10 protein-coding genes are annotated in these 14,630 nt (G+C 42.0%); 6 read left to right on the top strand and 4 right to left on the bottom strand.

What is annotated here, in order from left to right; all coding sequences use genetic code 11:
• Positions 1 to 57: 57 nt before the first annotated feature.
• Positions 58 to 2,406 (top strand): carbohydrate binding family 9 domain-containing protein, encoded by a 2,349-nt coding sequence (locus L884_RS0115965; protein ID WP_028768431.1) that lies wholly within the window; start codon positions 58 to 60, stop codon positions 2,404 to 2,406.
• Positions 2,407 to 2,488: 82 nt separating this feature from the next.
• Here L884_RS0115965 and L884_RS0115960 read toward each other — a convergent pair whose 3' ends face one another.
• Complete coding sequence (locus L884_RS0115960) at positions 2,489 to 3,736, bottom strand: diguanylate cyclase (protein WP_028768430.1); 1,248 nt, start codon at positions 3,734 to 3,736, stop codon at positions 2,489 to 2,491.
• 172 nt (positions 3,737 to 3,908) lie between these two features.
• Positions 3,909 to 5,123, bottom strand: coding sequence for an RDD family protein (locus L884_RS22245; protein WP_037411079.1), 1,215 nt, complete (start codon positions 5,121 to 5,123; stop codon positions 3,909 to 3,911).
• A gap of 230 nt (positions 5,124 to 5,353) precedes the next feature.
• Between L884_RS22245 and cysK the strand changes: the two genes are divergently transcribed.
• Positions 5,354 to 6,322, top strand: a complete 969-nt coding sequence (cysK, locus tag L884_RS0115950) for a cysteine synthase A (protein ID WP_028768429.1) — start codon at positions 5,354 to 5,356, stop codon at positions 6,320 to 6,322.
• A 34-nt stretch (positions 6,323 to 6,356) separates the two neighbouring features.
• Here the strand turns inward: cysK and L884_RS0115945 are convergent, their stop codons facing one another.
• On the bottom strand, positions 6,357 to 7,034 hold the full coding sequence (locus tag L884_RS0115945; RefSeq protein WP_028768428.1) for a TetR/AcrR family transcriptional regulator: 678 nt from the start codon (positions 7,032 to 7,034) through the stop codon (positions 6,357 to 6,359).
• Positions 7,035 to 7,192: 158 nt separating this feature from the next.
• Here L884_RS0115945 and L884_RS0115940 point away from each other — a divergent pair, with 158 nt between their 5' ends.
• From L884_RS0115940 to L884_RS22240, 4 genes are all read left to right on the top strand, one after another.
• The gene (locus L884_RS0115940) at positions 7,193 to 8,266 is read left to right on the top strand and encodes a class I SAM-dependent methyltransferase (protein ID WP_028768427.1); all 1,074 of its coding nucleotides are present in this window, start codon (positions 7,193 to 7,195) and stop codon (positions 8,264 to 8,266) included.
• A gap of 119 nt (positions 8,267 to 8,385) precedes the next feature.
• Entirely contained in the window at positions 8,386 to 9,375 is a 990-nt protein-coding gene (locus L884_RS0115935) for a TDT family transporter (protein ID WP_028768426.1), read from the top strand.
• 485 nt (positions 9,376 to 9,860) lie between these two features.
• Positions 9,861 to 12,566, top strand: a complete 2,706-nt coding sequence (locus L884_RS0115930; protein ID WP_028768425.1) for a TonB-dependent receptor plug domain-containing protein — start codon at positions 9,861 to 9,863, stop codon at positions 12,564 to 12,566.
• Positions 12,567 to 12,600: 34 nt separating this feature from the next.
• Positions 12,601 to 12,906 carry a GNAT family N-acetyltransferase gene (locus L884_RS22240; protein ID WP_084221454.1) on the top strand — a complete coding sequence of 102 codons (306 nt, stop codon included), beginning with the start codon at positions 12,601 to 12,603 and terminating at the stop codon, positions 12,904 to 12,906.
• Between the two features lie 36 nt (positions 12,907 to 12,942).
• Here L884_RS22240 and yfcC read toward each other — a convergent pair whose 3' ends face one another.
• The gene (gene yfcC / locus L884_RS0115920; protein ID WP_084221453.1) at positions 12,943 to 14,487 is read right to left on the bottom strand and encodes a putative basic amino acid antiporter YfcC; all 1,545 of its coding nucleotides are present in this window, start codon (positions 14,485 to 14,487) and stop codon (positions 12,943 to 12,945) included.
• Between the last annotated feature and the right edge of the window lie 143 nt (positions 14,488 to 14,630).

The raw sequence follows: 14,630 nt of genomic DNA, 5'->3' as shown, positions 1-14,630 counted from the left end.
TATCGAATAAGGAATTCTGGCACAATTTGCGCAACATCAAATAAACATAAATAACAAATGATTAAAAACGCAGTTGCTTGTCGCATTGTTTCACTCGCTTTCTTGTCTACCTTCTCTTATAGCTCATCTGTCCACGCTGGTGACTCAGCACAATTTAATATTCAAATCCCAACTATTGAGGGAGAAGTTGAAATTGATGGTAAGTTTGATGAGAGCCAGTGGCAACAGGCTGCAAGTGCAAAACTGGCATTTGAAACCAACCCAGGCGAGAATATTCCCGCGCCGGTTGAAACCGATGTGAAAATTTTCTCTACGCAATCTAGTCTATTTATCAGTTATATCGCCAAAGATCCTAATCCTGAGCAGATCCGCGCCAACTTAAGCGATCGAGACAACGTATGGGGCGATGATCTCGTCGGCATAAAACTGGATACATTCAATGATGCGAGGCTTGCCTATCAGTTCTTCGTCAACGCCTATGGCGTACAAATGGACTCAATTGAAAACGAACTTACTGGTAATGAAAGTGATGCGTGGGATGGCATTTGGTATAGCGCAGCTAAACGCACAGAGTCGGGTTATCAGGTTGAAATAGAACTCCCTTTACGACTGCTCAATTTCGATGCAAAAGCTGAACAAACATGGGGGATCGAGTTTATTCGATTCTATCCTCGTAACGAAGAACATCGTCTTTCAAGCCATCAAATTGATCGTAACAATAACTGTACCTTGTGCCAGTTAGGTGTCGCTTCAGGTCTGGCAGATCTTGAACAAGGAAACGACCTGCAGATCACCCCGTCACTCGTGCTTAATAGAACCGGCAATCGGCCGCATCGAGAAAATAGTGAGTGGGATAACGAAAACAATATTGAACCTAGCTTAGATGTCCGTTGGGGGATCACGCCTAGTACTTTACTCAGTGCCAGCTTAAATCCGGATTTCTCTCAGGTCGAAGCCGATGCCGGACAGCTGGATATTAACAGTACTTTTGCCCTATTCTTTCCGGAAAAACGTGCTTTTTTCCTCGACAATAAAGATTATTTTGACACCCAATTAAATCTTTTACACACGCGCAATATCGGTGCTCCGGATTATGGCCTAAAGCTCACCAGCAAACTAGGCGACCATACCTTTGCGACACTGATAACGGATGACACAAATACCAACTTTTTAGTGCCGGGTAACTTAAGCTCTGATGTTGCCAGTATCGATGAGAAAAGTCATAACTTTGCCGGTCGATATCGTTTTGATTTCGGTAAACCACTGTCTATTGGTGCCCTTGTTACCGCAAAAAAGAGCGAGGATTACCATAATTATGTCAGCAGTTTAGACGTAAAATATCAACCAAGTGATCATGATACCTTTATCGCTCAGTATGTTGTGTCTGATACCGAGTATCCAGAAGAACTATACAAAGCGTTTTGTAACACCGACGACTGCTTACCAAAGCAAAATTGCGACTTAACTGACTGCGGCGTTAATGAGCGAGTTTTAAGAACGCAAAAAGATGGCAGTTTTAGCGATGATATGTATTTGCTCAAGTATCAATATGAATCTCGCAACTGGGACGCTTTTGCACAGTACACTTCTGTCGGTGATGACTTCCGTGCCGATCTTGGCTTTATCGAAAAAGTGGATTTTAAAAAGTTTGTCACTGGTGGTGGCTACACTTGGTATCCAACTGCAGGCTTTTTCAATGAAGTAAGACTAAGTGGTGATTGGGATATTAGCCATAATCAAGCTAATGAAAAGCTTGAACAAGAAGCGGAAATGAGAATACAGGTTAATGGCCAATGGCAAAGTTATGCCACCTTTGGTGTCGTTCACCGAGATCGCGTTGGCCGCCGTCATAATGGCGCTTCTCTGGCTATTGATGGCAATACACAGATGTTTACCGAAACCATGGGCTGGTTCTATGGCAATATAAAACCAACCAGAACGCTATTTTTAGAGGTTGATGTCAACTATGGCGACGATGTCGATTTTGCCAATGACCAACTCGGCACCCGAGTAAAGTTTAATCCGGGTGTTAATTGGAAGATTACCGATTCAATTGAAATGGATTTATCCCATGTGTATCGCACTCTAGACGTAGATGAAGGACGTTTATTTACTGCCAACTTAAGTGACTTGCGCCTCAGTTGGTATATCGACATTCACAACTTCATTCGTATTTCGAGTGTATATACTGATATCGAACGCGATCAAAGCTTATATAAATACAGCACACCAAATGCACAATATCAGCAATTAGGTAATGAAGTGTTGTACGGCTACAAGCTCAACCCACAAAGTGTGTTCTACTTAGGTTACTCTGATGGTCTAAAAGCGGATGATGCGATTGACTCATTAATGAAAACTGAAGAAACCTACTTTATGAAGCTCAGTTACGCTTGGTTACTCTAATTGAGTATGGAAGTAATACCAATTAGTATAAAAGCCAAAAAGCAGCCAATATGGCTGCTTTTTACGTTAATACCTGCAATCATTAGTCTTGCGCAATACACACAAGATTTCGGCCATTCTGCTTAGCTTGATATAGCCCAATGTCGGCACGATTAAGTAATGCGTCAACATTTTCATCAAGGGTAAACTCAGTCACTCCAGTACTAACGGTAATATTGAGTAAACCTTTTGAAGTCGTAATTGGCGTCAGCTCTAGCTGCATTCTAAAACTGTCTAGCAGGGTATAAGCTTTTTCTACATTTAGCCCTTTAAAACCCACTACAAACTCTTCACCACCGATCCGTGCCACAGTAAAGTGCTGCGAAAATGATTGCTGTAAGCGTCTGGCAAACTCGATCAACACCTCATCACCAACATCATGACCGTAGTTATCATTAACCTTTTTAAAATAATCGATATCGAGTAACGCTAGGGATAACGAACTGTTTTTCTGTGCAATATTTGTCAATTTATCTTCGTACAAATTAAAGAAATAACGGCGGTTATACACATTCGTCAAATAATCAAGGTTGGCTTGTTCCCAGAGTTTCGTCACCATATCCAGCGCATCTAATGTGGTCAGTACGCGGCAGTGAAACTCTTCATGTACAAAAGGTTTTTGCAAAAAGTCATTCGCACCATTTTTGATAAATCGAGCAGATAAACTTTCGTCGCTATCACTGGATAAACCAATAATGGCCAGCTCCTCTCGACTCAACTGCTCACGAACTTTAATGATCAAGCCAAATCCATCTAGCCTTGGCATATTATAATCGGTGATCAATAACTTTATGTCGGGATTATCATTAAGGGTTTCCAACGCCGACACACCATCATCCGCCTCGATAACTTGAAACAAGTGCTGCTCAAGCAAGCTACGAATAAACTTACGACTTACGACAGAATCATCGGCAACTAGCACTTTAACGCTTTGATTACGACAAAGTCGCTTAACTAACTTTGCGGTATATTCGTAACTAAAACGGTTCTCTTTAAAAACGTAATCAACAATACCAAGTTGCAATAACCGCGCTCGCTGCTCGGCATCCCAGCTACCTGTTAATACGATACATGGGATCTGTTTGGCTAAAACAAACTTAACAATTTCGCCTTCTTGCGCATCAGGTAAGTTTAAATCGGTTATCGCTACAAAATATTCATGTTCAGCAAGTAGTGCTGTAGCGCTTTGCATATCAGGAGCGACATCAACTTCACAGTTTAATTCCTGAGTGAGTAAATGACGCATTACCCGAGAAACGACTTGGCTGTCCTCAACCACTAAAATTCGCAAGCTGTTCTCCTCCTTCCGAACGCTTTCAACAGTATATCTGCTAGCAGCCACATATAGGCAAGCCTTGCGGCATATAGATATTGAAACGGAAATTATTATCTAGTCGCATATTTTTACATGCGTTTATAGCTGCCAGCTTACCTTGTGTTGATAAAAAACGGTATCGTTAATGTCATATATCTGCTGCATTATTTATTGAATAATTAACATCTTGAGCCACATTATCATCGGTAATAGCTGTTTGATGTTGACTTCGGCGTACATCAATCACCACTGTGGCAGAAATTTTATCTTGTATTGCTTGGCGGTTTGCATCCCAATAAATCTGAATAAACCCAAGCAGTCCAGTGGTAAACCCGGCAGCATATCCACCATAGCGACCAAATGCTCCCCATAGCGTTATCTTTGCGCCATCAAGCTGAACCACTCTGATCCCTAATAACTTTTTGCCTAATGTTTGGCCATCAAACCAAGCTGTAAACACGGTAAAATAAAATGCCGCCCAGCCAAACCCCAGTCCAAGATCATTAAGTAAGCCTTTTAACCAAGCTAGCGGACTGGTTTTTTCAGCCGCTGCTTCAAGGTTTTCCTCTGTCGCTTGATTACTCTTAACGTCGCTAAGCTGCTGCTCAAGTTTTGCATTTTGCTTATTTAATTCAAGCGCAGTTTGTTCTAATTTCGCTATCTGTATTTTCAGTAACTCTTTAGAGCTGTTCTCTACAGGTGAAAGCACTTCTAATTGCTCAACGGTATCAGTGCTTTGCTTAAGTAACTGCTCTTTTTCACGTTCAGTTAGCGGCAAGTCAGCAACCACATTGGCTATTAGTTGATATTTGTCTGTCACGCCAAGACTAGAGTCCGCTAATTCAGCATTCAGTTTCTCGATACGCTTTGCTGCACAGGAAAAATCACGGCATTGGCTTAATGAATAAATGGCAGGCATATAACCGATAATATCCATCATGCCATCAAACTCAGCTGGAGCACTCGATACCTCGCTATCGGAGTTTTCAGCACTGGTTAATTCGCTGTAATGACGATTAAACTGCGGATCAATATTGTGTATTTGCTCATCAATATCTGTGTAATAGTCAACAACTGCCATTATTAAACCAATTAACATGATGCTATAAATAGCCCACTTAAATAACTTTGCCGCTTTTTTACTTTGGGTTTGAATAACTAAAGTTGCCAGCACTAATAGTACAAACGTCCAGCCAGCAGTCTCTGCTAACACTACGACCAACAAACCATCAATTAACATTGCTATGCCCCTTTTTAGTGGGCTAGCAAGTGGCATATAAAGAATATTTGACGCAAGATCAAAAGCAAAAGGTGTTACCCAAGTCTTGGGATCATTGTGCTTACAAATTGTCGGCTGTTGCATCATTAACTTTCCGTTAACCTCTTAGGTTGGCTAGACTATTGGGCTTGAAAAGCATCGACTTTTCCAAGGTTTACATAACAGTAACATGCATAATGTGTAATAATATTTACATTTACGAATAACAGCAAAAGCTTTAATAACCAAAAGGAATAAAGAAGAACAAACTATCACTTCTAATGTGGCCAAAGGCTATTATGATTTAGCTGTGCATTTAAAGGAGCAAGCAACCCATGAGCAAAATTTTCGAAGATAATTCACAAACAATTGGTAACACCCCACTTGTCCGTCTTAACCGCGTTAGTAATGGTAAAGTGCTTGCTAAAGTAGAAGCACGTAACCCAAGCTTCAGCGTCAAATGTCGTATTGGCGCCAACATGATTTGGGACGCAGAAAAAAAAGGCATCTTAACTCAAGAACAAGAACTGATTGAGCCAACATCAGGTAACACAGGTATTGCTCTTGCTTATGTTGCTGCAGCTCGTGGATATAAATTAACTCTAACTATGCCTAACACCATGAGCTTAGAGCGTAGAAAACTGTTAAAAGCGCTTGGAGCAAACCTAGTACTGACTGAAGGTGCTAAAGGCATGAAAGGGGCTATTGATAAGGCTGAAGAGATCCGCCAGTCTGCTCCTGAAAAGTATGTACTACTGCAGCAGTTTAATAACCCTGCAAACCCAGAGATCCATGAAAAAACGACTGGTCCAGAAATCTGGAATGATACCGACGGTAGTGTCGATGTTGTCGTTGCTGGCGTAGGTACTGGCGGTACAATTACCGGTGTGAGTCGCTATATTAAGAACACACAAGGCAAAGCTATTACTTCAGTAGCTGTAGAGCCTGTTGATTCGCCAGTTATTGCACAAACTCTATCAGGGCAAACAGTTCAACCTGGACCACATAAAATCCAAGGTATTGGCGCAGGCTTTATCCCTGGTAACTTAGACCTGAACCTTATTGACCGTGTTGAAGCGGTAACTAACGAAGAGTCAATCGAAATGGCTCAGCGCTTAATGAAAGAGGAAGGTATTTTAGTTGGTATTTCATCTGGTGCAGCTGTTGTTGCCGCTAACCGTATTGCAGCTCTGCCAGAGTTTGAAGGCAAAAATATTGTGGTAGTACTGCCATCTGCTGCAGAACGTTACCTGTCTTCGGCTTTATTCCAAGGCCAATTCACCGACGCTGAAAACGTGCAGTAAGTTTCAAGAGCTGATAAAACAATAAAACCCAAGCTTAGCTTGGGTTTTTTATTGCATTAACGATGTAACTTACCGTTGCTTGACTCGTCGCCAATAACTGCTTTTCATCGATCTCTTCGTGAATTAAACATTGATATTCAAAAAACTTTATCATAGCTAGGATCTGATTTGCGTCTATGTCCGCAGTGCTTGAGCCTAAAGCAATAAAAAACTGTTTAATGCTCGTTAGAAAAGTACTATCTAACGCTCTTATTGACGCGGCCAGTTGTGGGTTGCGCAGGGCTTCTTCATGAAATGCCGCCTCAAGTACTCTGTCATCCCTGAGAGCAACTTGCCCTTTTACATGCTCACAGATAAACATACTCAACTCATTGATAATAATTGATTTAACGTGCTCTGTATTGGCTATCTGCTTTGCTTTAATCAGCCCTTCAACTAACGCATAACTCTTTTGCTCTAGCACCTTATTCATCCACAGGTTTTTCTCGGCAAAATAAGTCAATGAATCATTAATCAGATCTTTAATATCGTTAAAATAGTAAGTCGTTGACGATAATGGGACATTGGCTTCAGCCGCTACGGCTCTGTGCCTAACACCACGGATCCCCTCTTTCACAATAAGCCTTAGGGTTGCTTCTAAAATTTCTACTCTACGTGCTTGGCCATCACTGCGGTTTGACTGGCGTCCTACATAGGTTAATGATACCTGCATTGTGCTTCCCTATAGGCTAAACGACTAGTTTTTAATCACGGTTACAGTTTCTATAGCTGACTTTACTTATGAAGTCGGATCAAGTTCAAACAATAAACAAACTGTAACATGTAAAATCGCCCTTCACTAATTATGTCTCCATCCACTCCGGTTTACTTATGCCTTTTTATCGTTCTCCCCGTACTATTAGTGCCTTCGATGCAAAGTTCGAAGCTCAAAAAATTGCCTTTGCCCCAATAAGCTTCCAAGTGGCGCGCTGTTTACTGAAATTCAATCTATTGAAACTGATCTCTGACAGTGGCAGCCAAGGCTGCGATATCGCCTACTTGGCAAAACATGCTGAACTATCTGAATATTCTGTCGGTGTGTTAGTCGATATGGGCTTAAGTATGGGCTTGTTATACCTTAATAATGATAAATACACATTAGACAAAATCGGCCACTTCCTGCTCCATGATGATATGGCGCAGGTTAATCTTAATTTTACCCACGATGTCTGTTACCAAGGTTTATTTGAACTTGAAGCCTCACTATTAGAAGGTAAGCCAAAGGGACTAAGTTCGTTAGGCGACTGGCAAACAATTTATCCTGGCTTAAGTCAATTGCCGGAGCAGATTAAAAAAAGCTGGTTTGAATTTGATCACTACTATTCCGATCATGCATTTGAGTCCCTGTTACCACTGATCTTTCAAGCCCGACCAAAACACATTGTTGATGTTGGCGGCAATACCGGCAAATGGGCTCTTGCTTGTACAAACTATGATCTCAATGTTCATGTCACAATCATGGATCTGCCAGGTCAGCTGAATCTTGCTATGGAAAACGCTGCTAATGCAGGAGTAGCGCAGCGAGTACACCCGTTTGCGACTGATCTGTTAGACGAACAAAAACCGTTTTGTGAGCAAGGTGACTTATACTGGATGAGCCAGTTTTTAGACTGTTTCTCAGAAGACGAAATCCTAAGCATCTTACAACGTGCAGCTGCGGTAATGAAACCTGACAGTGAGCTATGTATTTTAGAAACGTTCTGGGATCGTCAACCGTTTGAGGCTGGTGCTTTCTGTGTCAATGCCACATCACTGTATTTCACAGCGATTGCCAATGGTAATAGCCGTATGTATCACAGTAAAACCTTACTCAAATTGATCAGTCAAGCAGGCTTATACGTCGATGAAGATATCGACAATATCGGTCTAGGACATACTCTTCTTCGCTGTAAACGTAAGCCCTAATTTAATCCCCACCTACCAAGATTAAGTATAATTGAAGCTAAGGTTAACTTAGTTTCAATTTTTATTAACCAGAGGTCGAGATAGAATAAAACCATAAAGATTGCTACAAGGATTTTATTATGACCAGCACACAAAGCCATAAACTTAGACACAGAGTTTCTCGTCTACCTAGCCCAATGGCAGGGCTAGCATTAGCCATTGCAAGCCTTGGTTGGGCTTGGGAAAGTATGCTACCCAGCTTAAATGGCCAAGGTCAATTAATCGGCGCATCAATTGCTAGCGTAATGCTACTTATGCTGGTTTTTAAATTTATTTTACATCCAAAGGTACTTGTCGAAGAACTCACTCACCCGGTAGTTGGTAGTGTTATTCCTACTTTTGCGATGGGGCTCATGGTCGTTTCAGCAGCCTTAGGCCAATTTAATCATGGGATCGCTGTTGCTTTATGGCTTACCGCTATTGCGATTCATATCGGCTTTCTAAGCATGTTTATTTACTATCGCGCAATCGATTTTAAACTTGAACATATGGTGCCAAGTTGGTTTGTACCACCTATTGGGATAATCGTTGCAGCAGTTTCATTTCCACATGGTTCTGAAATGCAATATCAATGGTTAGCTGATGCTATTTTAATGTTTGGTATGGTGAGTTATTTGATCATGTTACCTATCATGTTATACCGCCTAATCTTTTGTCAGCCTATTGCTGATGCAGCAAAACCAACTATTGCCATCATGGCGGCTCCGGCAAGCTTATCACTTGCAGGTTACCTAACGATGACAACACAACCATCGTTGATTATTGTTGGCGTGCTCCTCACTTTGGCGTTATTGATGACAAGTGTTATTTACTTAGCGTTTTTTCACTTACTAAAACTACCGTTCTCACCGGGATACGCTGCATTTACCTTCCCTATGGTGATCGGTGCTACAGCATTATTTAAAACCGTAAACTGGATTGTTGTAACATTTGGCGCAAGCAACGTCTCAGCTGACCTACTGATAACAGCTAAAGTAGAGCTAATTGTAGCAACTCTTGTTGTCGGCTATGTTGCCACCAAATACTTACAGCACTATAAATCTAGCATTTTTACAAAAGTAAGCCTTTGATAAAGCACTATCTTACTCAATAAGATATCAAGCAAAAATAATGTTAATCACGCCGAAAAAGTGAATTCAGTCGTAGATAAGACTTAACAATTCTCGGACTCAGTGTGATTAACATCACAAATTAAAGCTTTTAAACTCCACGATACACACCTTGTTACACTGCAATCTCAAACCTCACAACCCAAAACAAAATAGCAACAAATAAACACCAATAAATAAACATGAGCAGCAACCGCAAAACAAATCAACACTCAAACCCACCCTTTTGCACACAAATCCGCAACAAACAAAACAAGTTTTAGCAACATGTTGTTTTATCGCAATTTTCTTATATAAATAACAGCTGTAAATAGCATGTTGCCCCAGTTAACCCTTTGTGCTTTCATCCCGTTCAGGCACCCACTTCTTAACATATATTTACATTCCCTTAAGAAGTGGTGGCTAAATAAAAATAACTATATAAGTTCCAAGGGAGTATTAAAGATATGGCACTTAACTCAAGATTGGCCAAAGCAATTCGCTTTGCGTTAGCAACTGGTGCAGCAACAGCAGCACTAAGCTCGCCAGTAGTTCTTGCAGCAGATGATGAGAATGTTGAACGCATTCAAGTAACTGGTTCACGTATTCAACGTAGTGATATGGAAACAGCAACGCCAGTTACCGTACTTAGCGCTGATGAAATGGCTAAACAAGGCTTTACTAGCGTACAAGATGCTCTAGAAAGTCTAACCTCAACCACCGGTGCAATGACAACTCAGTCTGTACATGGTTTTACACCTGCAGCCTCTTCAATTAGCTTACGTGGTGCTGGTGCGAACCGTACCCTTACCCTAATTAACGGCAAACGTTTAAACCAATATCCAAAGCCAGCTGGCGGTACTGACAACTTTGTTGATACAGCTAACCTACCAATGGAAGCGGTACAACGCATTGAAATCCTACAGTCAGGCGGTTCAGCTATTTATGGTGCTGACGCCGTTGGTGGTGTAATCAACATCATCTTAAAGAAAGACTTTGAAGGCGTTGCGGTTAAATACCGTCATGGTGATACCTCTAATGGTGGCGGTGCCAATGATCGTATCGCGCTATCGATTGGTGCCTCATCTGATAAAGGTAACGTATCAAGCTTTATCGAATTTACAGATAACGAATCACTATTAGCCACTGATCGAGATAACTTTGGCCTACATACAGACAAAGTACCTCACAGCCAATATTCGCAATACAGTTCATACGGTGCACGTATTGCCGGCACAGGTTCAGGTGCTCGCCAGTTAACTCCTCAAGAATGTACGGATGGCGGTTTCCTATGGGATGAAGCACGCAATATCTGTGGTTTTGACCGTTCTGCATGGCGTGATCTACAGCCAGAAAGCACTCGTTTTATCAGCTCAACTAACTTTAACTATGAGTTAGCTGAAGATATGACTTTCGTTGGTCGTTTAGACTTTGCCGAAGCAAAATCAATCACTAACATTGAGCCTTCAGCAATCGATGATTACGACATCACTGTCGCAGGCGATAAGCTAACCGTTAGCTATGGCCAAGAAGGCAAAGATGGCTACATGAGCAAAGAGTTCGATAAGTCTACTGGCCTTGGTGGTGACTTTGCTAACGCAGAAGACGGTTCTTACTACTACGCTCGCCGTCTACATGAGCTAGGACACCGTTCAACTGAAACCAAAACTCGTAACTACTTCTTCACTGCTGGCCTAGAAGGGTTAATTGCAGATGAGTATAACTGGGATGCTTCAGTTAACTACGGCCGTACAAGCGTCGATGTATTTGGTAGTGGTAACGCAACTGTTGGCGGTATGTTCAACTACATCACTGCTGGTGAAAACGGTAACTCATTACTTGAAAATATGTCTCCAGAAGATGCTGAAAAAGCGTCTTATAGCTCGTTTGAACGTGCGCAATCTACACAAAAGAACATTCAAGCTAACATCACTGGTTCATTGTTTGAAATGGACGCTGGTGATGCGATGTTCGCATTCGGTGCTGAATACACCATTCAAGATTATGAAACTGACTCAGATTCAGAATCTAAGAACGGTAACATCTTAGGTAAAGGTGGTTCATCAGGTGCTGGTGAGCGTAAGAACTGGGCAACATATGCCGAAGTAAGTATCCCTGTATTAGATGATTTAACTATCGATGCAGCATTACGTTACGACCACTACGACAACTTCGGTGGTAACCTATCACCACAAATCGCAGTTGAATACCGTCCTGTTCGTGAATTACTTGTTCGTGGTTCTTGGAGCTCAGTATTCCGTGCCCCAGACATGCACCGTGTATACGGCGACCCAACTGACGGCTTCACTACTGTTATTGACTTTAAACAGTGTGCGGCAATGGGCGGTACCCCAGGTACTGTTTACCCTGATGAAGAGCTAAACGCTGTATGTAACGAACTTCATATTGATACCACAACCGGTGCCAACGAAGATCTAGATGCAGAAACTGGCTACACTGCAAACATTGGTGCGGTATGGGGCGGCGACGCATTTGACGCTTCATTCGACTTATGGGAGTGGAAACTAGATGACATGGTAAGTGACATCAGTGCTTCTCAAGCAGCTCGTGATTATGAGCTGTATGAAGACATGATCACGCGTGACGAAAACGGCACAATTACTCATGTTAACGCTGTTGCACAAAACTTAGCGTACCAAAAAGTGCGCGGTTTAGATTTAACAGCGGGTTACACTTGGGATCTAAACAGCTTTGGTGAGCTTAAGCTTAACTTTAGCGGTACTTACATCCTAAACTCTGAGTACCAGCTAACATCAACTGACCCTGTGGAAGATGATATCGATAACGGTGGTTTACCTCAGTACCGCGCTAACCTAATCCTTGGTTACTTCATTGAAGACTTTGAAGCAACACTTGGTGCATACCACACTGCACGTATGCACGGTGTTCAGTACAAGTCTTTCAAAGAAGCTGCTGAAGCAAATGGCGATGTGTTCATTGAGGAAGATCATGAAGTTGCCTCTCAGACTAAGTGGAACCTAACTGCAGGCTACACTATCTCTGAGTCAATCAAGCTAAAAGCAGGTATTATCAACTTGTTTGATGCGGGTCCAAACTTTGACCCTACTGACACTCAATGGCCTCACTACCCACGCGGGATCTACAATGCTCGTGGCCAAGAGTACTTCATTGAAGGTGAAGTGAAGTTCTAAGCTAGACTCACTTAATCTAATATAAAGTGATTATATTAACGGCACCTTAGGGTGCCGTTTTTTTGCATCTGACACTGTTGAACTCAGCAAGCTTTATCTTTGTCCCAGCGTTTATGGAAAAGGCTTAGGCAAGCAATTAATGCGACATTTTGAGGAAAGCATTGAACTGACTTCTGCGAAGACAGTTAGCTTATACGTGCTTGACTGTAATGCACCTGCTATTAAGTTCTACACTAAGCAAGGGTTTACATTTGGTAATAGGCAACAGCTAGATAACTATCAAGAACAAACAATTATCGACGTACAAATGATTAAAAACGTAATAAAAAGCTCCCAATAAAGGGAGCTTAACTATCTGACAATTTTTACTCTATCGTTAGCTAAAGCCTAGGTAATGGGCACTAATAACAATCACACTAGAAACCGTAAACAGCGCCAACATAAAGCGCCAGATAAACTTAAGCCATTGCCCCCAGTCTACCCGGCAAACACCTAAAGTCGCCATAAGTGAGGCGGATGTTGGCACCAGAATGTTAGTGAAACCATCACCAAGCTGAAAAGCCAATACCGCAACTTGCCGAGTGACTCCCACGAGATCAGCAAGCGGTGCCATCAACGGCATAGTCAATGCGGCTTGCCCCGAGCCTGAAGTCACAAAAAAGTTAAACACCGATTGGAATACATACATAAACCAGGCTGACATCACACTTGGCAACTGACCAATAAATTCGCCAGCTTTGCTTAAAATAGTGTTCAGTACGCTTGGTGTCGACGCGTCACCACCGCCAAGCAATAATAAAATGCCTGACGCACAGCCTACCAGTACAGCAGGCTCTAGCATGGTTGCTGCGCCCTGCTTAAAGCTACTGGCTATGGTATTAATATTCATATTATTGAGTTTAAACAGCACGCCAATTAAACCAACAACTATACCCATTGTAAAAAACTGACTGGCGATTTCAGGGATAAACCAAGCTTGGGTAACAACTCCCCAGATAATCCAAGCAACCGTAGCAAAAATCGTCAATAACACCAGAATATCACCGAGGTTGAAACGGCTATCAAGTGATGCTTCTTTTTGATTTTCTCTAAAATAGCTATCACTATGAAAACTATATGATTGTGTTGGGTTTGCTTTCACTTTAGCACCATAGCGCATGGTAAAAATCAAGCCAAGCAAAGTAAAACCTGACCACATAGCAAAACGAAATCCAGAACCCGACAGCACAGGGACACCTGCAATGCCCTGAGCAATTGCCACACTAAATGGATTCATCCAAGATGAAGCAAAACCAATTTGCGTCGCAACGTAAGTCACCATCACAGTGGTAATACCGTCATAGCCTAAGCGGATCATCAAAGGGCAGATAATAATCGCAAATGCTATCGCCTCCTCCCCCATACCAAAAACCGCACCACCGAGAGAAAACAACACAAAAATAACGGGAATAAACAAACCTTGTTTACCCTGAGTGATATCAATGAGTTTTAAAATGCCGTTATCTATGGTGCCAGTCGCCATCACAATGCCAAACGCACCACCAATGACCAGCATAAACATAATAACGCCAAGGGCGCTGCCCCATTTAGAGCCTGATGTTAGTCCTTCGAAAGCAAAGTTAAAAAAGCCTACGCCACCATGGCCTTCAAATAGGGCAACCGGCTTTAAGATTGGCTCTCCGCTGGCGTCCACTTCATAAGTAAATGAGTTGGGATCAATCACGCTACGGCTCTTCTCCACACCATCGACAACATAATTGACGTCTTGAGTTTGAAAAGAACCTATGGGAATGAAATAGGTTAGGATTGCTGCGGCAATTGCGACAAAGAAAATAATCACTAAGGTATCAGGCATTCTTATGGTTTTACCTTGGGAGACGGCCTGATTATTGATTGTATTTGAGGGGCTTACTGGATCCATTTTACCACCATATTCTTATTATATGGCGGCAAATATAAACTAACGGCTACGCCTTGACCAGCACGTCGTTAACTCTGAGTTACCAGAGAGAGGTAAATCACAACAAAGGCGTTACTTTAGCTAATACTACCCCACAGAACGCT

Origin of the sequence: Shewanella fidelis ATCC BAA-318 (genome assembly GCF_000518605.1) — a bacterium.
Lineage (GTDB): Bacteria > Pseudomonadota > Gammaproteobacteria > Enterobacterales > Shewanellaceae > Shewanella > Shewanella fidelis.
The sequence above is the reverse complement of the archived record's forward strand: the minus strand, read 5'-3'. Positions and strand labels throughout refer to the sequence as shown.

Coding starts and splice junctions, on each gene's coding strand:
- L884_RS0115965 (WP_028768431.1), top strand. CDS start 58: ATGATTAAAAACGCAGTTGCTTGTCGCATTGTTTCACTCGCTTTCTTG.
- L884_RS22245 (WP_037411079.1), bottom strand. CDS start 5,123: ATGCAACAGCCGACAATTTGTAAGCACAATGATCCCAAGACTTGGGTA.
- cysK (WP_028768429.1), top strand. CDS start 5,354: ATGAGCAAAATTTTCGAAGATAATTCACAAACAATTGGTAACACCCCA.
- L884_RS0115945 (WP_028768428.1), bottom strand. CDS start 7,034: ATGCAGGTATCATTAACCTATGTAGGACGCCAGTCAAACCGCAGTGAT.
- L884_RS0115940 (WP_028768427.1), top strand. CDS start 7,193: ATGCCTTTTTATCGTTCTCCCCGTACTATTAGTGCCTTCGATGCAAAG.
- L884_RS0115935 (WP_028768426.1), top strand. CDS start 8,386: ATGACCAGCACACAAAGCCATAAACTTAGACACAGAGTTTCTCGTCTA.
- L884_RS0115930 (WP_028768425.1), top strand. CDS start 9,861: ATGGCACTTAACTCAAGATTGGCCAAAGCAATTCGCTTTGCGTTAGCA.
- yfcC (WP_084221453.1), bottom strand. CDS start 14,487: ATGGATCCAGTAAGCCCCTCAAATACAATCAATAATCAGGCCGTCTCC.